The sequence below is a fragment of the Asanoa sp. WMMD1127 genome, assembly GCF_029626225.1.
GTDB lineage: Bacteria > Actinomycetota > Actinomycetes > Mycobacteriales > Micromonosporaceae > Asanoa.
Window position 1 is genome coordinate 491,912 of the sequence record NZ_JARUBP010000001.1, and the last position, 21,960, is coordinate 513,871.

Genomic DNA, 21,960 nt, shown 5'->3' on the forward strand with positions numbered 1-21,960 from the left:
CGCATACCGGATCGCTTACCGTCCGGGGTTTCCTCTGGTCGGGGGGCTTCTATAAGGTCGGTCGGCGTGGAGTTCCGCCTGCTCGGTCCGGTCGAGGTCAGCGCCGACGACGGTCGCGTCGGTGTCGGCCGCCGGCAGGAGCGGTGCGTGCTGGCGATCCTGTTGCTCGAGGCCGGCCAGAGCGTGCCGGTCGGGCGGCTGGTCGAGCTCGTCTGGGCCGGTGAGCCGCCCCGCGGCGCCCGGGGCGTGCTGCAGACCTACATCTCCCGGCTGCGGTCCCTCCTCGGTGACGCCGGCCGGATCGAGCTCCGCAACGGCGCCTACCGGCTCGACGTCGACCCGGCTTCCGTCGACGCGCACCGGTTCACCGCCCTGGTGGCCGAGGCGCGCGAGTGTGACGACCCGCACCGCCGCGGCGAGCTGCTCCGGGCCGCGCTCGGGCTGTGGCGGGGCCCGGCCCTCGACGACATCGGCCCGGGGCGGGAGCGGCTCGGCGCCCGGCTCGAGGAGGCCCGCCGGGCCGCCCTCGACCTGCGGATCGAGGCCGACCTCGAGGCCGGCCGGCAGGCCGAGCTGATCGGTGAGCTGACCGAGCGCCGAGCGGGCGCCCCGCTCGACGAACGGCTCGCCGGCCAGCTGATGACCGCGCTGCACCGCGACGGCCGGCGGACGGAGGCGCTCGCCGTCTACGGCGACGTCCGCGACCGGATCCGCGATCAGCTGGGCCTCGACCCCGGTGACGAGCTGCGCCGGCTGCACACCGCGTTGCTCCGCGACGAACCCGGTCTCCGCCCGGCGCCGGCCGGCCGCGCCCCCGCCCAGCTGCCCGCCAACGTGCCGGACTTCGTCGGCCGGGCGGAGCTGCTCGACCAGCTCGACGGGATCGTCGCCGACGGCCGGACCACCGTCGTGGTGTCCGCGATCGACGGGGCCGGCGGGGTCGGCAAGACCGCGCTGGCCGTGCGCTGGGCGCACCGCGTCGCCGACCGCTTCCCCGACGGCCAGCTCTTCGTCAACCTGCGCGGCTACGAGGCGGCGCCGGCCGTGCGGCCCGTCGACGCGCTGGCCCGGTTCCTGCGCGCCCTCGGCGTGCCGGGCGACCGGGTCCCGACCGACGCCGACGAGGCCGCCGCGCTGTTCCGCAGCGAGATAGCCGGCCGCAAGATGCTGGTCGTGCTCGACAACGCCGCCACCGCCGACCAGGTGCGCCCCCTGCTCCCGGGCACTCCGACCTGCGTGGTCGTGGTGACCAGCCGCGGCCAGCTCGGCGGACTGACCGCCAGCCACGGCGCCCGCCGGCTCACCGTCGACCGGCTCAGCGAGGCCGAGGCCGTGCTCCTGCTGCGCACCATCATCGGCGCGGCGCGGGTCGACGCCTCACCCGCGGCCGCACGCGACCTCGTGCGCGCCTGCGGCCACCTGCCGCTGGCGGTGCGGATCGCCGCGGCCCGGCTCGACGCCGAACCGTCCACATCGCTCGCCGACTACACCCGCGCGCTCGACCTCGACCAGCTGACGATCGCCGGTGACGAGCTGGCCGGCGTGCGGGCGACGTTCCGGGCCTCGTACGAGCGCCTGGAACCCCTCGAACAGCGGCTGTTCCGGCTGCTCGGCGCGCTGCCCGGCACCGACGTCGACGCCACCGGGGCCGGCGCCCTCGCCGCGCTGTCCGCTGCCGCCGCCGGCGCCGCGCTCGACGGCCTCGTCGCCGCCCACCTGGTCACCACGCCCCGGCCGGGCCGGTTCGGCCTGCACGACCTGCTTCGCGCGTACGCCCGGGAACTGTCCGACGAGACCGAAGCCGAGGCGGCGGTCGGCCGCCTGCACGCCCACTACCTGGCGCACGCCGACGCGGCCGGCCGGCGCCTCTACCCGCACATGATCCGGCTGCCGCTCGGCGACCTGCCCGCCGCCGGCTTCCCCACCAACCCGGCCGCGCTGGCCTGGCTCGACGCGGAGCACCGCAACCTGCTCGCGGCGATCGGCCACGCCGCCACGGCCGGCCCGCGCCCGGGGGCGGGGCAGCTCACCGACGCGCTGCGCGGCTACTTCTGGCAGGGCAGCCACACCGTCGACTGGCTCACCGCGGTGCAGGCCAGCCTCGCGGCGGCCGAGGCCGAGGGTGACCAGCGGGCCCAGGCGGCGATGCGCACCAGCATCGCGCTGGCCCGGCAGAGTCAGGGCGACCTGGCGGGCGCGGCGGCCGAGTTCGAGGCCGCCGCGGACCTGTCCGCGCGGGCGGGCTGGGCCCACGGCCAGGCCGCCGCCGCCGGCAACCTCGGCGTCGTGCTGAAGAACATGGGCGACTTCGCCGGCTCGGCCCGCAGCAGCGAGCGGGCGCTGGAACTGCACCGGGCCAACGGCTACCGGCCCGGCGAGGCCAGCACGCTGATCACGCTCGGCGGTCTCTACCACGACCTGGGCGAGCTGCGCCGGGCCGCGGACTACTGCGTGACGGCCCTGCTCATGCACGAGGAGATCGGCTCGCCGGTCGGGCAGATGATCGCCCTGAACAACCTCGCCGCGGTCGAGCACCTGCTCGGCGAACAGACCGCCGCCGACCGGTTCCGGGCCGCGATGGAGCTGCAGTCGGAGGTCGCCAAGGCCTACTCGGCGGCGCACCTGCTGGCCGGCCTCGCGACCGTGCAGCGTGACCGGGGTGAGCTGACCGAGGCGCTGGCCAACGCGGAAGCGGCACTGGGCAAGGCGCGTGAGGCGGCCGACCCGGCCATCGAGGGCGACATCCTGTCGCTGGTCGGCACCGTGCACCACTGGCTCGGCGACCCGGTCCGCGCGATCGGCGAACACCGCAAGGCACTGGCGCTGCTGGGCGCCGGCAACGAATGGGTACGCACCCGCAGCACCATCAGCCTGGCCGCCGCCCTGCGGGAAACCGGCGAGCTGGCAGAGGCGGCCGAGCTCGTCTCGACGGCGCTGGCCGACGCGCAACGGTCGGGCCACCGCATCCTCGCCGGCAACGCCTATCTGGTGCTCGGCAGCATCCAGCTCCGCACCGGCGACATCGACCGGGCCGTCGAGAGTGGACAGCGGGCGCTCATCACCCACCGGGAGACCGGCCACCGCCTGGGCGAGGCCCGCGCGTTGCGCCTCCTCGGCGACATCGCCCGCGCCAACGGCCTGGGCACGATCGCCCGTGAGCAGTGGCACGCCTCGCTGTCGCTCCTGTCCGAAGTGGGCAGCGGCGAGGTGGCCAGCGTGCTGAGCCGCAACTAGGGTCTGTCCTGCCGATCAACGTGAGCCGAGACGGAGTCCAGGTGTCGTCTGGTGGTGGCCCGGAATTGGCCGGATACCGGTGTTGTATCCGGGTGATTCCGGGACGCCGCCAGGCGGCGGCTGGGCCCGTCGCAGGCCGCGTTGATCGGCAGGACAGACCCTAAGCCCAGGCGGTTTCGTCGACCGCTGAGCGGTCGAGCAGTGGTTCCCACCAGGCGCGGTTCTCGGCGTACCAGGTGATGGTCTGGTCCAGGCCCGTGGTGAAGTCGATGGTCGGCGTCCAGCCGAGCTCGGCGCGGATCAGGGACGAGTCGAGCAGGTAGCGGCGGTCGTGGCCCGGGCGGTCCGGGACCGACTCGATCAGGGTGTGTGGCAGGCCGAGGCGGTCCAGGATCGTCGTCGCCAGGTCGGCGACGCTGACCTCGTGCGCCGATCCTATGTGGTAGGTCGCGCCGACCCGGCCGTCGTGCAGGACGCGGTCGATGGCCGCGCAGTGGTCGTCGACGTGGAGCCACTCGCGGCGGTTGGCGCTGGAGCGGTAGACCGGCAGCGGCAGGCCGCGCAGCGCCCGCGTGACGAACAGCGGGATCACCTTCTCCGGGAACTGGCGCGGCCCGTAGTTGTTGGCGCAGACCGTGATGGTGACCGGCAGCCCGAAGGTCTCGTGGTAGGCGCGCACCGCGTGGTCGGCGCCGGCCTTGCTGGCGTTGTAGGGGGTGCGCGGCCGGTACGGCGACTCCTCCGTGAACGCGCCGGGGTCGTCGAGGGCGAGGTCCCCGTACACCTCGCAGGTCGAGATGTGGTGGAAGCGCGCGACGCCCGCCCGCCGGCTCGCCTCCAGCAGGCGTTGGGTGCCCAGCACGTTGGTGGCGAAGAAGGCGCCTGGGTCCTGCACGGCGCGGCTGTTGTGGGACTCGGCGGCGAAGTTGACCACGACGTCGATCCGGTGGTCGGTCAGCACGGCGGCGGCGCCGGCGATGTCGGCGTGCACGAACGGCACGTCGGCCGGCACGTTGGCGCGGATCCCCGCGTAGGTCAGCGCGTCGAGCGCGACGACGGTGTCGGCCGGATGGCGCCGGCGCCAGTAGCGCACGAAGTTGCTGCCGATGAACCCGGCCGCGCCGGTGACCAGCAGGTGCACGAGCATCCTCCTCAGGAGACGGGGGTGACGCCGGGCGGTTCGGCGCCGGGGCCGCCGCGGAACTCCACCTCGAGGCGGAACCGGTGGCCCAGATAGCGGTGCTCCGACAGGGCGAGCGGCGTGCCGTCGGCGCGCACCGCCAGCCGGCGGACCAGCAGGACGGGCGTGCCGGTGGTGGTGTCGAGCCGGCGGGCCACCGAGTCGGTCGCGGCCGTCGCGGCGATGCTCTGCCGGACCACGTCGATGTCGTGGCCCTGGCGGCGCAACGTCTCCCAGACGCCGGGTGCCTCCGCGTCGGCCCGGCTGACCGGGCTGGCGAAGGCCAGCGGCACCCACTCGGTGACCGCGTCCAGCGGGTTGCCGCCCGCGAACCGGACGCTGCGCACCCGCAACGCCTCGCCCTCGGCACCGAGCAGCGTCGCGACGTCGGGCGGCGCGGGCCGGTATTCGTAGCCGGTCACCGAACGGGTCAGGGCGAGGCCGGCGTCGGCCACCGCGGACCGGGCGTGCTGGAAGCTGCCGAGCGCCAGGGTCTGGCCGAACGAGGTGCCGGACCGCACGTACCACCCCGCGCCGCGGCGCGCCGCCACGAGGCCCTCGTCGCGCAGCCGCTCCAGCGCCTTGCGCACGGTGACCCGGCTGACCTCGTAGCGCCGGCCGAGCTCGGCCTCGCTCTCCAGCGCGCCGGAGGCGGCGAAGTCGCCGAGCGCGATGCGCTCGCGCAACTCCGCCGCGACCGCTTCGAACCGCGGACCTGTCATAGATTTGTATGTTACAAGCGCAGCAGCCGCGACGCCAGCAGGATCGCTGTCGCGGTCAGCGTGATGGCGCCACCGGCCGACCGCGCCGACAGGAACAACCCGATCAGACCGCTGGCCACCCCGAGCAGGGTGATGACCGGGAGCCGGCGCGACCACTGCGCCGCCGCGCTGCCGGCGCCACCACCAGGCGAGGTGGAAGCTGGTCGGTAACCCGGTGATGATCGCCCGCCTCGACGTCGGCGCGCTGCCGGCCTGGCTCCTCGGGCCGTTGGGCGCGCTGCTCGGCGTACCGTCGAACGGGCTGGCCCTCAACGTCGACCACTGGGACGGCTACAACGCGGACCGCAGCGCCCTGGTGGGCACCCTCCGCCGGCGGGCACCCGCGACGTGGTCTTCCTGACGGCGACATTCACGTCGTGGGCCAACGAGCTGGCCACCCGGGCGACGGGAGTCGACAACCCGATCGCCGCGGAGTACGTGGTCCCGTCGGTCACGAGCGACAACGTCAACGACTTCCTGGGCACGCCGGCGGGCGGCTTCCTGAGCCAGGTCGGCGCGTCGGCGGTCAGGGCGACCAACTCCCACGTGAAGTGGCTGGAGCTGGACGGCCACGGCTGCGGCGTCGTCGACCTGACGGCGGCACTGGTACCACGTCGCGGACCGCACCCGCAGCGACACCGCGGCCCGGTGGGTCCAGGGCTGGTCGGTCGCGACCGGCCCGCCTCCGCCGGGGGTCCACGCAGCCTTAGACCGTGGGGAAAGTCCTTATCGGACGGACGACTCGACGCCGGACCCACGCCCGTTTATGCTTCCGCCGTCGATGGCCGGGTGCGCCATCGCCGTAACGGGGAGGTGTGCAACGCGTGCGCACAAAAAGGGCGCTGAGCGCGTTCGTCGGAGCCCTGCTGGGGGCGGCCGTACTGGCCGTACCAGCGGGGCCGGCGCAGGCATACGAGCAGCGGGACGTGCGTAAGTCCGGCTGGGCGTACGTCGACTCGCGACAGCCGGACAAGTCGTTCGTCAACGGGTCAGGCGACGCCCCCATCGGGGCCTCGCTGGACGGCGACGGGAAGGCTCATCGCTACCGGTCCTACTTCACGTTCGACATCGCGCGGTTCAAGGGCTCCGTCGTCCATCAGGCGGAGTTCGTCATCGCGGAGCGCTCCGCCGCCGACTGCGCGTCGGCGCAGCCGGTCGAGCTCTGGCGTACCGACCCGACGACGTCGTCGACGACCTGGAACAACCGGCCCCGGCAGCGGGAGCTGCTCGGCATCGTGCAGGCCGGCGGCGCCACCGAGTGCCCGGGTCACCTCGTGTGGGACGTGCTGCCCGCATTGCGCAAGGCGGCCGACCGCGGTGAGTCGACCTTGACGGTCGAGATCCGTGTCCCGCGGAGCCTGGAGGCCGACGTCGCGCACGGCCGCGTGCTCATACCGTTCCCGTCGCTGCGCACCGAATACAACTTCGCGCCCACGGTGACGCGAATCGGGCACTCGTACCCGAGCGACTGGATCTGCGGCACGAGGAAGAACCCACAGCCGCTCGGCGCACACAGCTACACCCTGATGGTTGAAGGCGCCGACGCGGACCAGTTCGACCAGTTCTACGGAATCTTCGCGGCCTGGCCGGTCGGCCACGAGGACCAGCGTGTCGAGCGCGAGGGTGAGGCCTTCGGCGGCGACTTCTCGCGGATCGAGTGGGAGATGTCGCAGTATCCGCACGGCACAGTGCTCGCCTGGACTGCCCGCGCCGACGACGGCCACGACCTGTCCGACTGGGCCAAGCCCTGCTACGTGCTAGTCGACAGCCAGCTGCCGCCGGCGCCGGTCGTCACCTCCAGCACCTATCCGGCGGACGGCGAGCAGCACGGCGGCGAGGGCGTGCCAGGCACGTTCCGGGTGAGTGCCAACGGCGACAAGGACGTCGTCGGCTACTACTGGGGCGAGCCGGGCGACGTCTACCGCCACATCTCCGCGCCGCGGCCCGGCGGGGATGTGACCTTTGAATACACGCCGAGGTCGTTTTACGAGCGGCTGGCGGTGCAGACCGTCGACAGCGCCGGCAACCGATCGCCGGTGACCACTTACGAGTTTTTCGTGCGGGCCACCGCGCCCGCGGTCACCGTGACGGTTGGCGGCGTTGGCCTACCCAGCAAAGTGCGGATCTGGACACATTTGGCCGACGTCACCGAGTTCGGCTACCGGGTCGGCGACGGAGCCGAGGTGCGGGTTCCGGCCGGCGCCGACGGCGCGGCCGACGTGACGGTGGTCTTCCCGCAGATCGGCCAGAGCCAGGTGCACGTGCGTTCCTACGTCGGCGCCGAGCTGGTGGGCGCGATGACCGAGAGCGTCTGGGTCACCGATGTGCCGACCATCGAGTCCGACGACTTCAGTTGGGAGCACGACGGGGTGGTGGGCCGGCCGGGCACCTTCACCTTCCGACCCGGACGGGCCGGGGTCGTCGCGTACGAGTACGCCTTCAACTCAGGCGAGGGCCTCCAGCGGATCGACGCGGACGCCGACGGCACGGCTGTGCTGCAGTGGACCCCGACCCAGGCAGGCTGGGAGATGCTCACCGTCCGCAGCATCAACGCCGACGACACCCGCTCCGAATCGGCCATGACCGACTTCAACGTGTTCGACACGAGGCCGTACGTGTATTCCAGCCTTTACGCCGACTACGGCGCCAACGGTGGCGTGGGCATCCCGGGCGAGTTTCAGTTCGACACCCCGCTGCCGGACGCCGGCGCCTACGTGTACCAGCTCAACGGTGGCCCCGAGGTGGTGGTCGACGCGGACCCGATCTTCTCCCAGGTGACCGTGACCCTGACGCCGGACCGCTCCGGACCTAACACGCTGCGGGTGCGCACCAGGTTCCTCGACGGGACGCTCTCTCCGGAGCGGACCTACGCGTTCGAGGTCAGCGACGCGCCGGTGGTCGTCTCGACCGACTACCCGGCTAACGAGTCTGTCGGTCAGCCCGGTCAGCCCGGCCGGTTCACGTTCAAGCCGGGCCGCGGTGACGTCGCCGAGTACCGGTACGCGCTCGACGGCAACCCCGCCCAGATGGTCGCGGCCGGTCCCGACGGTCGGGCAACGGTCGACATCACCCCGGCGCACTCCGGCTACAACACGCTGACCGTGACCAGCGTGGCGGCCGACGGCACGACCAGCGCCGAACGGCGTTACTCGTTCCAGGTGCGCGACCCGTACGTGCGGGTGTCCAGCGACTACTACGAATGGGTCGCGCGCGGTGGTCTCGGCAGCGTGGCCGAGTTCCGCTTCGACGTCGAACTGGCGGACGTGAGCGCCTTCGAATACCAGGTCAACGGCGGTCCGTGGCATAGCGTCGAGCGATCGTCGACCACCACCGTGTCGGTGACATTGGACCGCAACGGCGAGAACCTGCTGTCGGTGCGAGGCCGGACGGCGGCGGGCACGCACACCGCGCAGACCGATTATCCGTTCCTTGTCGGCACCGCGCCGCTCGTGTCGTCGAACACCTATCGCCCCAGCGGCGCCACGGGCGGCGTCGGCGTGCCAGGCGAGTTCACCTTCGTCCAGGGCTGTCCAGGGGTGGTCGAGTTCGAATACAGCGACAACGACGTCGAGCCGACGATCGTGCCCGCTGACGGGCAGGGCCGGGCGACCATCACCTACACGCCGGAGACTAGCTCGTCCCACACCATGAGGGTGCGTGGACGGACGACTGACGGCGTCTGGTCGGACCTGACGGAATACTACTTCTACGTCGCCGGAAACTAGGCGGTACGGCCAGGGCCCACTCGTGCACGACGACGTGGGCCCCTGCCGCTACCTGTCGACTATTCGAGGTGGCCCGTGGTGGCGAGGCGTTGGTACCAGTGGGCGCTTTGCTTCCACGTGCGGACCTGGGTGTCGTAGTCCACGCGGATGATGCCGAAGCGGCGGTCGTAGCCGTAGCCCCACTCGAAGTTGTCCATCAGCGACCACACGAAATAGCCCCGCACGTCCGCTCCCTGCGCCCGGGCCTCGGCCACCGCGCCGATGTGGCGGCGTAGGTAGTCGATGCGCCGGTCGTCGGCGATCGTCCCGTCCGGGCCGACCACGTCGTCGAACGCCGCCCCGTTCTCGGTGATCATCAACGGCTGGTTGGGGTATTCGCGGTGCAGGCGCAGCAGCAGCTCCGTGAACGCCGGCGGGTCGATGTTCCAGCCCATCGCCGTGTAGGGGCCCGGCTGCGGCAGGAACTCGACCGTGTCGGCGGCCACCCACGGCGACGCCGACGACTGGCCGTGGCCGTCGGCCGACGACCGCGGCGACACCCCGTCCCACGCCCGCACCAGCGTGCTCGAGTAGTAGTTCACGCCCAGCACGTCCAGCGGCACCGCGATCAGCTTCTCGTCGCCGTCGTGGACGAAGGACCAGTCCGTGACCGGCGCCGTGTCGGCCAGGAGGTCGGCGGGGTACGCGCCGTCCAGCATCGGGCCCAGGAACGCCCTGTTCGCCAGCGCGTCGATGCGGCGGACCGCGTCGAGGTCGGCCGCGGAGGAGGACGCCGGGCGGATCACGTGCAGGTTCAGCGTCACCGAGAGCTGCGACGCCGGCGCCAGCTCGCGGACCACCCGGCCGGCCAGGCCGTGCGCCAGGTTGAGGTGGTGCACCGCGGCCAGGGCCGCCGCCGGCTCCGTGCGGCCGGGGGCGTGCACGCCGGACGCGTAGCCGAGGTAGGCCGAGCACCACGGCTCGTTGAACGTGGTCCAGGTGTGCACCCGGTCGCCGAGCGCCTCGACGATGCCGGCGGCGTAGTCGCGGAAGCGCAGCGCCGTGTCCCGGACCGCCCAGCCGCCCGCGTCTTCCAGCTCCTGGGGCAGGTCCCAGTGGTACATGGTGGCCACCGGCCGCACGCCCCGGGCGAGCAGCCCGTCGACGAGCCGCGAGTAGAAGTCCACACCCACGGGGTTGAACGCCCCGGAACCTCCGGGCTGCACCCGCGGCCAGGCGATCGAGAACCGGTACGCGTCGAGCCCCAGGGAGGCGATGTGCGAGAGGTCCGACTCCCACCGGTGGTAGTGGTCGGCCGCCACGTCACCGGTGTCGCCGTTCAGCGTGCGCCCCGGGGTGTGGCTGAAGGTGTCCCAAATGGACGGACCCCGGCCGCCCTCGTTCGCTGCACCCTCGATCTGGTACGCGGCCGTCGCCGAACCCCAGACGAAGCTCTCCGGAAACTCGCTCATCGTCCCACCTCACACACGTATCCCACCGACGTTCCCGCCACCAGTGAAGCGGAAACGGTCCCGTTCTCGTAACGCACCTCGAACTCGGCGCCGGGTCCGTCACCCGGCGACGGCACCCGCACCCGGGTCCGCTGTCCCTCCGCCGGCGCGAACACCCGCAGCCGCACGCCGTCGGCCCACTCGTAGTCGGGCCGGTCGTCGCGGTCGCCGAACGGGATCACCGCGCCCGGTCGGGCCAGCACCGGCAGGCTGTCGAACTCGTGCTTCTCGGTCACCCAGCGCGGACCGGTCACCTGCGCGCCGGTCACGAGATGGGTCCAGGTGCCCTCCGGCACATAGAAAGTAACGTCACCGTCGGCGCTCATCACCGGCGCCACCAGCACGTCGGGGCCGAGCATGTACTGCCGGTCGAGGTAGGCCGCGGTCGGGTCCGACGGGAACTCCAGCAGCATCGGCCGCATCATCGGCACACCCGACGCGTGCGCCTCCTCCGCGGCGGCGGCCAGGTAGGGCATCAGCGACAGCTTGAGCCGGGTGAAGTGCCGCAGCACGTCGACCGCCTCGCCGTCGAAGGCCCACGGGACCCGGTAGGAGCCGGAGCCGTGCAGCCGCGAGTGCGACGAGAGCAGCCCGAACGCCACCCACCGCTTGAACACCGCCGGGTCCGGCGTGCCCTCGAAGCCGCCGATGTCGTGGCTCCAGTAGCCGAACCCGGACGCGGCCAGCGACAGCCCGCCCCGCAGCGACTCGGCCATCGCGGCGAACGTCGACTCGCAGTCGCCACCCCAGTGCACCGGGAACTGCTGCCCGCCGGCGGTGGCGGACCGCGCGAAGACCACCGCCTCGCCCACACCCCGAGTCGACTCGAGCAGCTCGAAAACGGCGCGGTTGTAGAGCTGCGCGTAGTAGTTGTGCATCCGCTCCGGATCGGACCCGTCGTGCCAGACCACATCGGTCGGGATGCGCTCGCCGAAGTCCGTCTTGAAGCAGTCGACGCCCATGTCCAGCAGCACCTTGAGCTTGCCGGTGTACCAGGCGACCGCGTCCGGGTTGGTGAAGTCGACCAGCGCCATCCCGGCCTGCCACTTGTCCCACTGCCAGACGGACCCGTCCGCCCGGGTCACCAGGTAACCGTTCCGACGGCCTTCCTCGAACAGATAGGACCGCTGGGCGATGTACGGGTTGATCCAGACGCACACCTTGAGACCGCGTTCGTGGAGCCGGCGCAGCATCCCCTCGGGGTCGGGGAACGTCGCCGGGTCCCACACGAAGTCGCACCAGTGGAACTGCCGCATCCAGAAGCAGTCGAAGTGGAACACCGACAGCGGCAGGTCCCGCTCGGCCATCCCGTCGATGAACTCGGTGACGGTCTTCTCGTCGTACGACGTGGTGAACGAGGTCGACAGCCACAGCCCGTAGGACCAGGCGGGTACGCGGGCCGGGCGCCCGGTCAGCGCGGTGTAGCGGCGCAGCACGTCCTTCGGCGTCGGTCCGTCGATCAGGTAGTAGGTGAGCGTCTGGCCCTCGACACTGAACTGGGCCTGCGACACCACCTCGGACCCGATCTCGAACGAGACGTGCTCGGGGTGGTCGACGAACACGCCATAGCCGGCGCTGCTCAGATAGAACGGGACGTTCTTGTACGCCTGCTCGCTGGCCGTGCCGCCGTCGGCGTTCCAGATGTCCACGGTCTGGCCGTTCTTGACGAACGCGCCGAACCGCTCCCCCAGCCCGTAGACGGTCTCGCCGACGCCCAGTGCCAGCCGGTCGTGCACATAGGACCGACCGGCGGCGTCGGTGGCGAGGCCGATGCTGCGTTCGGTCGACGAGGTGAGCACCCGGTCGCCGCGCAGGAAGTCGACCCGCCAGCCGTCGACGAGCGCGACCCTGGCGGTCAGCTCGCCGGTCGTGAGAACAGCGGACAGGCCCGTTACATCGATGTCAACGACATGGTCGTCGCCCGCCGCGATCGCGAAAGCCGGCGTACGCGGCACCCCGCCCAGGTGGTGCGCGACGGTGACGCCGATGACGCCCTCCGCCGGGGAGAAGAACCTGACGGTGACGACCGGTCGGTTGAGCGTGTCGCCACGGGTGACGACCGTGCCGGTGGGCGCGAAGACGGTGAAGCCGCGCTCGTCCAGTTCGACCGACTCGACGGTGCCGGGGCGCAGCACGCTGACCCCGGGCCGCAGTTGCCAGTACCCGTCGGTGAACTTCACTTCTCGGCTCCTGCCGTGATGCCGCGCGAGAGGGTGCGCTGGAAAACGATGAAGAAGAGGATGGCCGGCACCAGGCTGATCAGCGCGCCCGCGTTGGTGGTCGGGGCGTCCATCAGCCGGTCGCCCTGCAACGAGGCCAGCGCGACCGGGATGGTCTGCGTGCTGTTGTCGATGAGCATGACCAGGGGAATGAGGAACTCGTTCCAGGTCCAGATGAAGAAGAAGATCAGCAGGACCGCGAGGGTGGGCCGCAGGTTCGGGAAGACCACGCGCCACAGCACCGTCCACTTGCTCGCGCCGTCCAGCGCCGCCGCCTCCAGCACCGACTTGGGGAAGGTGCCGAGCACCGAGGCCAGCAGGTAGGTGCCGAACGCGCTCTGGATGACGGTGAAGATGATGATCACCGAGAGCTGGGTGTTGTAGAGCCCGATCTCCTTGGCCACGTAGTACAGCGGGTAGATCAGCGCCTCCTGCGGCAGCATGTTGGCCAGCAGGAACAGGCCCACGATCCAGAGCCGGCCACGGACGCGGCCGATCCCGAGGGCGTACGCGTTGAGCACCGAGACCAGCACGCCCAGCACCGCGACGGAGCCAGCGATGAGGAACGAGTTCCAGAACTTCAGCGGGAAGTTGACCTCGTTCCAGTAGGTCACGAGGCCCTTGGTGTAGAACTCCGACGGCCAGCTCAGTGGGCCCGCCGACGAGTAGTCGCCGGGCGACTTGAACGCGTTGAGCAGCATGAACACGAACGGCACCAGCATGACCAGTGCGGCGACCGTGACCACGGCGAGCACGATCCAGCGGCTCACGCCACGGTGGTGCCGGTCGCGGGTCTTCCGGATGCGGGCCGGGCGGGTCGCGGCCGGGGCCGGCCGCTCGAGCGTGACGGCCATGTCAGACCTCCCGGTCCTGGCGCTCGCTGCGGTACTGCAGCCAGATGAACACCGCGGCCACGATGATGATGATCAGGGTGAGCACGGTGGAGATGGCCGAGCCGTAGCCGACCTGGAGCTTCTTGAAGAACGTGAAATAGGCGAAGTACGACGGGACGTTGGTCGCGTTCTCGGGACCGCCACGGGTCAGCGCGAACACCGGACCGAACACCTTGAGGGCGGCGATCGTGCAGGTCAGCGCGACCACGAAGGTCTCCGGCCGGATCTGCGCCAGGGTGATCGACCGGAACCGGTGCCACCAGTTGGCCCCGTCGACCTCGGCGGCCTCGTAGAACTCCGGGTCGACCCGCTGCAGCGCCGCCATGAAGACGACCACCGGATAGCCGATCTGCACCCAGATCATCACCGCCATGACGCTGGGCAGGGCGGTGTCGGGGTCGCCGAGCCAGTCGTGCCGCAGCGCGCCGAGCCCGATCGCGTCGAGCAGGCCGTTGAACGCGCCGTCCGGGCGCAGGATCCAGCCCCAGACGATGCCGGCCACCACGACCGGCAGCACCTGCGGCAGGTAGAAGATGGCCCGCAGGGCGGAGGCGGTCCGCGACTTGAACTTGCGGCCGATGACGTCGAACAGCGTCGCCGCGAGCAGCAGGCCGAACAGCGTCGGCGCGACCACCATCGCGACGATCATCGCCACGGTGTTCTTGAACGACGTCCAGAACACCTCGTCCTGGAACAGGCGCTGGTAGTTGTCGAAGCCGATGAACGTGGGGTCGCCGACGCCGGACCACTTGGTCAGCGAGAGATAGAGGGTGCCGGCCAGGGGCGCACCGATGACGAGGACGAAGAGCACCGCGCCCGGCAACAGGTAGAGCCAGTATCCGGCGCGGCCGCGCGGGCGGCGCGAGGTGACTGCCATGGGAGATCCTTCCCGGCGGGGTGGGCCCGCGGTCGCGCGCCCACCCCCAGCCGTCCTACTTACCGGTGATCTCCTTGACGCCGTCGTCGTACGGCTTGGCGATCTGATCGAGCACCTGGTCGGGCGTCTTCGAGCCGTTGATCAGGCTCTGGAAGCCCGAGACCAGCACGTCGTAGTAGCCGGGCACCGGCCAGTCCGGGTAGAAGGCCAGACCGTCCTGCTGGCTGATCGTGTTGAAGTTCTCGATCAGCTTCTTGTTCTTCTCGTCGGTGATCTGCGCCGCGTCGGCCGCGACCGGGACACCGCCGTTGTTGCCGATCAGCGCCTGGATCTCGGGACGCAGGGTGATGTCGATGAAGTCGTAGGCCAGGCTCTTGGCCTTGCTGTTGGTCGGGACGACCCAGAGGTTGCCGGACGAGCCCGCGTTGAACTTGTTGCCGGGGAACAGGAACGAGTCCCAGTTGAACTTGATCTCGTCCTTGAAGCGGCCGTACCACCAGCTGCCGGAGACGATCATCGGCGCCTTGCCGGAGATGAACGAGACGCCCATGTCCTCGGCCTTGAGGCTGGCCGAGTCCTTGGCGACGTAGCCCTTGCTCACCCAGTCCGCGAAGGTCTCCGCGCCGTGCTTGAGCGGGTCGGCCTTGAAGTCGACCGGGTTCTTGTAGAGCTGGTAGTCGTCGACGAACTTGCGGTCGGCCTTCGCCAGGGCGAGCTGGTAGAACAGCTGCCCGGCCGGGTACTCCGCGCCGGCCTCGGCCAGCGGCGTGATGCCCTTGGCGACGAACTGGTCCATCGCCCCGGTCAGCTCGTCATAGGTGGTGGGCACGGCGATGCCGTTCTTGTCGAACAGGTCCTTGTTGTAATAGACCATGACGTACTCGCCGTAGTTGGGCACGCCGTACCAGTTGCCCTCGCCCATCACGCCCTTGTCGCTGTAGCGGGCGGTGGTCTGCAGGCTCGGGCTGAGCTTCTTCTCCCAGCCGCGCTTCTGCGTCTCCTCGGTCAGGTCGGTCAGGAGGCCCTGCGACGAGAGCAGGCCGGCGGTGGCGTTGCCCTTGTTGTACTCCATGATGTCCGGACCTTCGTCCGAGTTGATGATCATGCCGGCGTTCTGCTGGATCTGCTCGAACGCCTTGCGCTCGAACTGGACCTCGACGCCCGGGTGCTCGGTCTTGAAGGTCTCGATCGCCTTGTCCCAGGCGACGCCCATCGCGCTGTTGGCGCTCTCGTAGTGCCAGAGCTTGAGCACCTTCGCGTCGCCGCCCTCGCCGCCCTCGTCGCCGCTGCCGCACGCGGTCGCGGTCGTCGCGGCTATCGCCGCCAGCGCGACCGCGACGCCCAGCTTGCGGAATCGCCCCATTGCTATCCTCCTGATGAGTATCGAGCCGGTACTTACCAGCCCGTCGTCGCGTTGCAGCGCGGCGGCGGGCGCTCGTGTTCGTCAGCCGCCCGGCGGACCCGTGGAACCCCGGATCTCCAGCACGCACGGCAGCAGTTGCTGGTGGTGGTCGCCGCCCACGCCGTCCAGCTGGCGGAGCAACGCCTCCACCGCGATCCGGCCCAGGGCCGCCCCCGGCGAGGTCATCGCGGTCAGGGCCGGCTGGGCCAACTCGGCGACCTGCGGTGAGGTCACCATCGACACCACGGAGACGTCGCCGGGCACCGCGCGCCCGCGCACGGCCAGCTCCCCGAGGATGCCGAAGATCGCGCTCTCGTTCATGGCCAGCACCGCGGTCAGGTCGGGCGCCTGGGCGAGCGCGGCGGCCAGCGCGGCCCGGCCACCGGCCGCGCTGTCCTCGGCCGGGATCATCAGCGGCTCCAGGCCGTGGCCGGCCATGGCCGCGACGAAGGCGTCCCGGGTGCGCACCGCCGGCCCGTAGCCGCCGGTGATGGCCGTGGCCGAGTGATTGACGTAGACGATCCGGCGGTGCCCGAGGCCCACGACATGGTCGACGGCCGCGCGGACGGTCTGGTCGAAGTCGATGTCCACGTAGGACAGCGAGCCGGTGTCGCCGGTCCGCCCGATCAGCACCAGCGGGACGCCGGCCTCCTGCAGCGCGGCGACCCGGCCGTCCTCGACCTGCACCTCCATCAGCACGACGCCGTCGAGCATCCGCTGGGTGGCCAGCCGGCGGAGGTCGTCGAGGTCGCCGGCGCCGACCGGCGAGAGCACCAGGTGGTAGCCGGCGGCGCTGGCGGCCGCGGCCGCCCCGGTCACGAACGCGGTCTCCGTGGCGCCCAGGCCGCGCTCGTCCATCGGCATGAGCAGGCCGACGATCCGGCTGCGCCGGGTGGCCAGCCCGCGGGCCATCGCGTTGGGCTGGTAGTCGAGCTCCGCCATGGCCGCGAGCACCTTGGTCCGGGTGGCCGCGGAGATCGGGCGCGTGCCGGTCAGCACGTAGGAGACGGTGCTGACGGAGACCTGGGCGAGCCGCGCGACGTCGTGCATGGTGGCCACCGCGCACCTCCCTTGGCCAGCAGTGGAACCGCTCCCGGCTGAGTCGTCGAAGCGTTTCGACTAACCGGTTCGACGGAACCGTAGGACATGTGTTACGACGACGTCAATAGCCGATGTCGGGCAGAGATCCACAAGACGGCCTCGGGTCCGACCGCGCCGGGCCGCCGTGGCAGGATCGGCCCGTGCGGGTCGGGATGCTGGGATCTTTCGAGGTGCGGACGGGTGACGGCACCCTGGCCGACGTGCCGGGCGCCCGGTTGCGGGCCCTCCTGATCGCCCTCGCCCTCGAACCGGGCCGGGTCGTTTCCAAGGCGACCCTCGTCGACTGGATCTGGGGCGAACAGCCGCCCGCCGACGCCGCCAACGCGTTGCAGCGCCTCGCTTCCCGCCTGCGCAAGGCGCTGCCCGGTGGCGTGGTCGAAGGGCTGACGGGTGGCTACCGGCTGACGGTGGAACCCGACGCCGTCGACGCCCTGCGGTTCGAGCGCCTGCTGGCCCAGGCCCGCCACGAGGAGGGCCGGCAACGGCTTCAGCTCCTGCGCGACGCCCTCGCGTTCTGGCGCGGCGCGGCCATGCAGGACGTCGGGCTGACCGACAGCGAGGCGTTCGACGCCGCGGTGACCCGGCTCGAGGCACTGCGACTCACGGCGCTGGAGGAGCGCTTCGAGGCGGAGGTCGAGCTCGGCCACGGCGCGGAGGTCGTCGGCGAGCTGACCGACGCGGTGGCCGCGCATCCGTTGCGGGAGCCGCTGGTCGGCGCCCTGATGCGGGCCCTGGTGGCGGCCGGCCGCGACTCCGACGCCCTGCTTGCTTACGAACGCCTGCGGGAGCGGCTCGTCGACGCGCTGGGCGTCGACCCGTCCCCGGAGTTGTCGGCCCTGCACGTAGCGTTACTTCGCGGCGAGCTGGGCGGCCGGCGCGAGGAGACCCGCAGGACCAACGTGCGGGCCGAGCTCACGAGCTTCGTCGGCCGGGACGCCGACGTCGCCGCCGTCCGCGACCTTGTCGGCGCGCACCGGCTCACCACGTTGATCGGTCCGGGCGGCTCGGGCAAGACCCGGCTGGCCACGGAGACCGCCCGCACGCTGACCGACGACCTGCCCGACGGCGTCTGGCTGGTGGAGCTCGCCGCCATCGGCGCGGACGGCGACATCGCGCAGGCCACGCTGACCGGGCTGGGTCTCCGCGACGCGCTGCTCGGCGCCGCGGTCAGCGCCGACCCGACGGACGCCCTCGTCGCCGCGATCCGCGAGCGGGAAGCGTTGCTGATCCTCGACAACTGCGAGCACGTCATCGAGGCGGCCGCCCGGTTCGCCGAACGGGTGCTCGGCGAGTGCCGGCGGCTGCGGATCCTGGCGACGAGCCGGGAGCCGCTCGGCATCACGGGCGAGGCGCTGTGGCAGGTCGAGCCGCTGACCGTGCCCGCGGGACCGGCCGCGGACGCCCCCGCGGTCCAGCTGCTCCGCGACCGGGCCGGCGCTGTGCGCCGGGACCTCGGCGCCGACGCGCACACGCTGGCGACGATGGTCCGCGTCTGCCGCGCGCTGGACGGCATGCCGCTGGCGATCGAGCTGGCCGCCGCCCGGCTGCGCACCATGACCATCGAGCAGCTCGCCAACCGGCTCGACGACCGGTTCCGCCTGCTGACCAGCGGCAGCCGCACCGCGCTGCCGCGGCACCGGACGCTGCGCGCGGTGGTCGACTGGAGCTGGGAGCTGCTCACCGACGCGGAGCGGGCGGTGCTGCGCCGGCTGTCGGTGTTCGCCGGCGGCGCCAGCCTGGAGGCGGCCGAGTCGGTCTGCGCCGGCGCCGGCGTCGAGGCAAACGACGTGCTGGAGCTGCTCACCTCGCTGGCCGAGAAGTCGCTGGTGGTCGCCGCGGGCGAGGACGCCCCGCGCTACCGGATGCTCGGCACCATCAAGGAGTACGCGGCCGACCGGCTGGCCGAGGCCGGCGAGGCGGACCTCGCCCGGCAGGCGCATCTCGCCTGGGTCACCACGCTCACGGCGACCGCCGAGTCGCACCTGCGCCGGGCCGAGCAGCTGGAGTGGCTGGCCACCCTCGAGGCCGAGCACGACAACATCAACGCGGCGATGCGGAGCGCGATCGCGGCCGGCGACGCGCAGTCGGCGATGCGGCTGGCGGGGAACGCCGGCTGGTACTGGTGGCTCGGCGGGCGCCGGGCCGAGGGCCTCGAGCTGATGCTTGCCGCGACCGAGGTCCCGGGCGAGGTGACCGACGACGTCCGGGCGATGGCGTACGGCATGGTGGTGCTCTTCGTGACCTCCGGCCGCGGCGACGAGCACCTCGGCGCGGAGTGGATCCACAAGGCCTACCGGTTCAACCAGCAGAGCCAGCACCGCAGCCCGTTGCTGGACCTGGTCGACCCGCTCGAACGCATCCTGGCGGCGCCGGGCGAGGCGGTGTCCGCGTTCGAGTCGTTGCTCGACAACGAGGACCCGTGGGTACGCGCGATGGCCCGGTGGCAGGCGGGCAAGATGCGGATCATGCTCGGCCAGGGCGGCCCGGAGGCGGACGCCAACCTGGAGCTGTCGATCGCGGAGTTCCGGGCGCTCGGCGAGCGGTACGGGCTCTCGTTGGCCCTGTCCGAGCTCGCGGGCCAGCTCGCGGCGCGGGGCGAGCTGGGTCGCGCGTGCGCGCTCTACGAAGAGGCGATCACCGCGGTCTCCGAGCTCAGCGCGGTCGACGCCATCCGGCTGCTTACCCAGCAGGCGTTGTTGCTCCGGCTGCTCGGCGACCACGACGGCAGCGACGCGGCCATCGCCGAGGCCGAGGGGCAGGCCGAGGGAGTCACCTGGCCACACGCCCTGGTCGAGCTCGCGCTGGCGAAGGCGGAGGTCGCGCGGCGCGTCGGCGACACCGCCGAGGGTCGCCGCCAGCTCGGCATCGCCACCGCCCTGCTCGGCGCCGAGGCGGACGAGGCACACGTCAGCGCCAGCATCCACGACCTGCTCGGTTACCTGAGCGACGACCTCCGCGAGGCGCGGTCCCAGCGCGTCGCCGCCTGGCAGGCGGCCACCGAGGCAGGCCACGCCCCGCTGGTCGCCCAGGTCCTGGTCGGCGTCGCGGACCTGGCGCTGCGGCACGACCAGCACGAGCCGGCGGCCCGGTTGCTGGCCGCCAGCGCGGCCGTCCGCGGGATGCCGGACCGGGCCAACCCCGACGCGCTGCGGATCGAGGAGGAAACGCGACGTCACCTCGGCGAAGAGAGATTCGCCGAGGTGACGCGGGAGGGCGCGGAGACGAGCGCGGCCGAGCTGGTCGAGGTCGCGCTCGCCCTGTGACGGTCAGGCCCGCTTCTTGAAGGTGGACAGCGACCAGACGTAGCCGACCAGCGCGATCCCGACGCACCAGGCGATCGCCACGATCGCCTTGCTGCCGGACGGCTCACCGGTCAGCAGACCGCGCAGGGTCTCGATGATGGGCGTGAAGGGCTGGTACTGGGCGAACTGCCGCACGCCCGCCGCCATCGTCTCGGCCGGCACGATCGCGCTGCTCAGGAACGGCAGGATGACCAGCGGCACGGCGATCAGACCGGCCGACTCCGGCGACTTGGCCGCGAGTCCCAACGCGACGGTGAACCAGCTGGTCGCGAACGAGACCAGCACGATGAGCCCGATCGCGCCGAGCCACTCGGTGAAGCTCGCCGGTGACCGGAAGCCCATCAGGAACGCCACCCCGATCAGCGCCGCGATCGCGATCAGCGTGCGGAGCAGGCTCGCGGCGACGTGCGCGCTCAGCACGGCACTGCGGGATATGTCCATCACCTTGAACCGGTTGATGATCCCCTTGGTCATGTCGGAGTTGACGGACAGCGCGGTCGCGCTGAGCCCGTAGCAGATGGTCAGGATGACGAGGCCCGGCGTGGCGTAGTCGACGTAGTCGCCTTGGATGTCGAACGCGCCGCCGATCACGTAGACGAACATCAGCATGAGGATGATCGGGAACAGCACCGCGTTGAAGACGGCGACCGGGTTCCGCAGGGTGTGCTTGAAGTTGCGACCGAGCATGGTCGTGGCGCTGCTCATTATGCGTTCACCTTCGGGCTAGGGCGGCCGGTGCGGCCGGTCAGGGCGAGGAAGACGTCGTCGAGGTCCGGCGTGTGCACCGAGAACTCCTCGACCTCGATCTCGTGGGCGTCGAGCTGGGCCAGCAGGGCGCGGACGGCCTTGGCGCCGCCGTCGCCGGGCACGCGGAGGACCAGGTCGTCCTCGTCGTCGCGGGTGGCGTCGGTCAGGACGGTGGTGGCGGCCGCGACTTCGGCGTCGCCGGCGAACCGCAGCCGGACGTGGCTGCCGGGGATCTGGCGCTTGAGCTCCGCGGCGGTGCCCTGCGCGACGATCCGGCCCCCGTCGAGCACCGCGATCCGGTCGGCGAGGCGATCGGCCTCCTCGAGATACTGCGTGGTGAGGAAGATCGTCACGCCCTCGGCCACCAGCTGCCGGATGATCTCCCACATCGTGCGGCGGCTGCGCGGGTCCAGGCCGGTCGTCGGCTCGTCGAGAAAGATGATGCTGGGCCGGCCGACGAGAGTCATCGCCAGGTCCAGCTTGCGCCGCATGCCGCCGGAGTACGTCACCGCCAGCTTGGCCGCCGACTCGGTCAGGTCGAACCGCTCCAGCAGGTCCTCGACGACCCGCTTGCCCTCGGCCTTGTCCAGCCGCTTGAGCGCCGCCATCAGCTGCAGGTTCTCCCGGCCGGTGAGCAGGTCGTCCACCGCCGCGAACTGACCGGTGACGCCGATGGCCGCGCGGACCGCTTTGGTGTCGGTCGTCACGTCGTGCCCGGCGACCCGGACCGTGCCGGCGTCGGCCTTCAACAAGGTGGTCAACACGTTGACCGTCGTGGTCTTGCCGGCCCCGTTGGGACCCAGCAGGGAGAAGATCGTCCCGGTCGCGACATCGAGATCGATGCCGTCGAGCACGACCTTGTCCCCGTACGCCTTGCGCAGCCCCGAGGCCGCGATCGCTGAACTTGTCATGCGCTTACCTTCGGCGGACGCCCCGCCACCGCCCTGACACGCTCCTGACACGGCCGGCGCTCCCCGCCGCGACCCGTGGCAGGGGGTGACCCGGCCCACGCGATGTCACAAGCCGCCG

At 71.6% G+C, this 21,960-nt stretch carries 13 protein-coding genes and 1 pseudogene; 4 read left to right on the forward strand and 10 right to left on the reverse strand.

Annotated features, from left to right (window positions below; all coding sequences use genetic code 11):
- Window positions 1-66: 66 nt before the first annotated feature.
- The gene (locus tag O7635_RS02515; RefSeq protein WP_278078766.1) at window positions 67-3,234 is read left to right on the forward strand and encodes a BTAD domain-containing putative transcriptional regulator; all 3,168 of its coding nucleotides are present in this window, start codon (window positions 67-69) and stop codon (window positions 3,232-3,234) included.
- A 160-nt stretch (window positions 3,235-3,394) separates the two neighbouring features.
- Here O7635_RS02515 and rfbB read toward each other — a convergent pair whose 3' ends face one another.
- The gene (gene rfbB, locus O7635_RS02520) at window positions 3,395-4,381 is read right to left on the reverse strand and encodes a dTDP-glucose 4,6-dehydratase (RefSeq protein ID WP_347405256.1); all 987 of its coding nucleotides are present in this window, start codon (window positions 4,379-4,381) and stop codon (window positions 3,395-3,397) included.
- Between the two features lie 5 nt (window positions 4,382-4,386).
- Complete coding sequence (locus O7635_RS02525; protein WP_278078767.1) at window positions 4,387-5,136, reverse strand: GntR family transcriptional regulator; 750 nt, start codon at window positions 5,134-5,136, stop codon at window positions 4,387-4,389.
- 187 nt (window positions 5,137-5,323) lie between these two features.
- On the opposite strand from O7635_RS02525, the pseudogene O7635_RS02530 reads away from it, so the two are divergent.
- Window positions 5,324-5,854 (forward strand): annotated as a pseudogene (locus O7635_RS02530) (alkaline phosphatase D family protein); the annotation flags it as partial.
- A gap of 145 nt (window positions 5,855-5,999) precedes the next feature.
- Complete coding sequence (locus O7635_RS02535; RefSeq protein WP_278078768.1) at window positions 6,000-8,900, forward strand: hypothetical protein; 2,901 nt, start codon at window positions 6,000-6,002, stop codon at window positions 8,898-8,900.
- Window positions 8,901-8,959: 59 nt separating this feature from the next.
- Here O7635_RS02535 and O7635_RS02540 read toward each other — a convergent pair whose 3' ends face one another.
- The 6 genes from O7635_RS02540 to O7635_RS02565 all read right to left on the reverse strand — a co-directional run bounded on the left by O7635_RS02540 (window position 8,960) and on the right by O7635_RS02565 (window position 16,831).
- Window positions 8,960-10,351, reverse strand: coding sequence for a GH1 family beta-glucosidase (locus O7635_RS02540; RefSeq protein WP_278078769.1), 1,392 nt, complete (start codon window positions 10,349-10,351; stop codon window positions 8,960-8,962).
- Entirely contained in the window at window positions 10,348-12,570 is a 2,223-nt protein-coding gene (gene yicI / locus O7635_RS02545; protein WP_278078770.1) for an alpha-xylosidase, read from the reverse strand. The genes O7635_RS02540 and yicI overlap by 4 nt, the downstream gene beginning before the upstream one ends.
- Window positions 12,567-13,463 (reverse strand): carbohydrate ABC transporter permease, encoded by an 897-nt coding sequence (locus O7635_RS02550; RefSeq protein WP_278078771.1) that lies wholly within the window; start codon window positions 13,461-13,463, stop codon window positions 12,567-12,569. Before O7635_RS02550 ends, yicI begins: the two co-directional genes overlap by 4 nt.
- 1 nt (window position 13,464) lies before the next feature.
- Complete coding sequence (locus tag O7635_RS02555) at window positions 13,465-14,379, reverse strand: sugar ABC transporter permease (RefSeq protein WP_278078772.1); 915 nt, start codon at window positions 14,377-14,379, stop codon at window positions 13,465-13,467.
- A 55-nt stretch (window positions 14,380-14,434) separates the two neighbouring features.
- The gene (locus tag O7635_RS02560) at window positions 14,435-15,742 is read right to left on the reverse strand and encodes an extracellular solute-binding protein (RefSeq protein WP_278078773.1); all 1,308 of its coding nucleotides are present in this window, start codon (window positions 15,740-15,742) and stop codon (window positions 14,435-14,437) included.
- Between the two features lie 81 nt (window positions 15,743-15,823).
- A complete protein-coding gene (locus tag O7635_RS02565; RefSeq protein ID WP_278085353.1) occupies window positions 15,824-16,831 on the reverse strand; it encodes a LacI family DNA-binding transcriptional regulator in 1,008 nt (335 codons plus the stop codon).
- A gap of 191 nt (window positions 16,832-17,022) precedes the next feature.
- On the opposite strand from O7635_RS02565, the gene O7635_RS02570 reads away from it, so the two are divergent.
- On the forward strand, window positions 17,023-20,145 hold the full coding sequence (locus O7635_RS02570) for a BTAD domain-containing putative transcriptional regulator (RefSeq protein WP_278078774.1): 3,123 nt from the start codon (window positions 17,023-17,025) through the stop codon (window positions 20,143-20,145).
- 3 nt (window positions 20,146-20,148) lie between these two features.
- Here O7635_RS02570 and O7635_RS02575 read toward each other — a convergent pair whose 3' ends face one another.
- Window positions 20,149-20,889 carry an ABC transporter permease gene (locus O7635_RS02575; protein ID WP_278078775.1) on the reverse strand — a complete coding sequence of 247 codons (741 nt, stop codon included), beginning with the start codon at window positions 20,887-20,889 and terminating at the stop codon, window positions 20,149-20,151.
- On the reverse strand, window positions 20,889-21,842 hold the full coding sequence (locus O7635_RS02580; RefSeq protein ID WP_278078776.1) for an ATP-binding cassette domain-containing protein: 954 nt from the start codon (window positions 21,840-21,842) through the stop codon (window positions 20,889-20,891). Before O7635_RS02580 ends, O7635_RS02575 begins: the two co-directional genes overlap by 1 nt.
- Between the last annotated feature and the right edge of the window lie 118 nt (window positions 21,843-21,960).

Excerpts from the sequence above, each read along its gene's own strand:
- rfbB (WP_347405256.1), bottom strand. The coding sequence starts at position 4,381 with ATGCTCGTGCACCTGCTGGTCACCGGCGCGGCCGGGTTCATCGGCAGC.
- O7635_RS02525 (WP_278078767.1), bottom strand. The coding sequence starts at position 5,136 with ATGACAGGTCCGCGGTTCGAAGCGGTCGCGGCGGAGTTGCGCGAGCGC.
- O7635_RS02540 (WP_278078769.1), bottom strand. The coding sequence starts at position 10,351 with ATGAGCGAGTTTCCGGAGAGCTTCGTCTGGGGTTCGGCGACGGCCGCG.
- O7635_RS02550 (WP_278078771.1), bottom strand. The coding sequence starts at position 13,463 with ATGGCCGTCACGCTCGAGCGGCCGGCCCCGGCCGCGACCCGCCCGGCC.
- O7635_RS02555 (WP_278078772.1), bottom strand. The coding sequence starts at position 14,379 with ATGGCAGTCACCTCGCGCCGCCCGCGCGGCCGCGCCGGATACTGGCTC.
- O7635_RS02560 (WP_278078773.1), bottom strand. The coding sequence starts at position 15,742 with ATGGGGCGATTCCGCAAGCTGGGCGTCGCGGTCGCGCTGGCGGCGATA.
- O7635_RS02565 (WP_278085353.1), bottom strand. The coding sequence starts at position 16,831 with ATGCACGACGTCGCGCGGCTCGCCCAGGTCTCCGTCAGCACCGTCTCC.
- O7635_RS02575 (WP_278078775.1), bottom strand. The coding sequence starts at position 20,889 with ATGAGCAGCGCCACGACCATGCTCGGTCGCAACTTCAAGCACACCCTG.
- O7635_RS02580 (WP_278078776.1), bottom strand. The coding sequence starts at position 21,842 with ATGACAAGTTCAGCGATCGCGGCCTCGGGGCTGCGCAAGGCGTACGGG.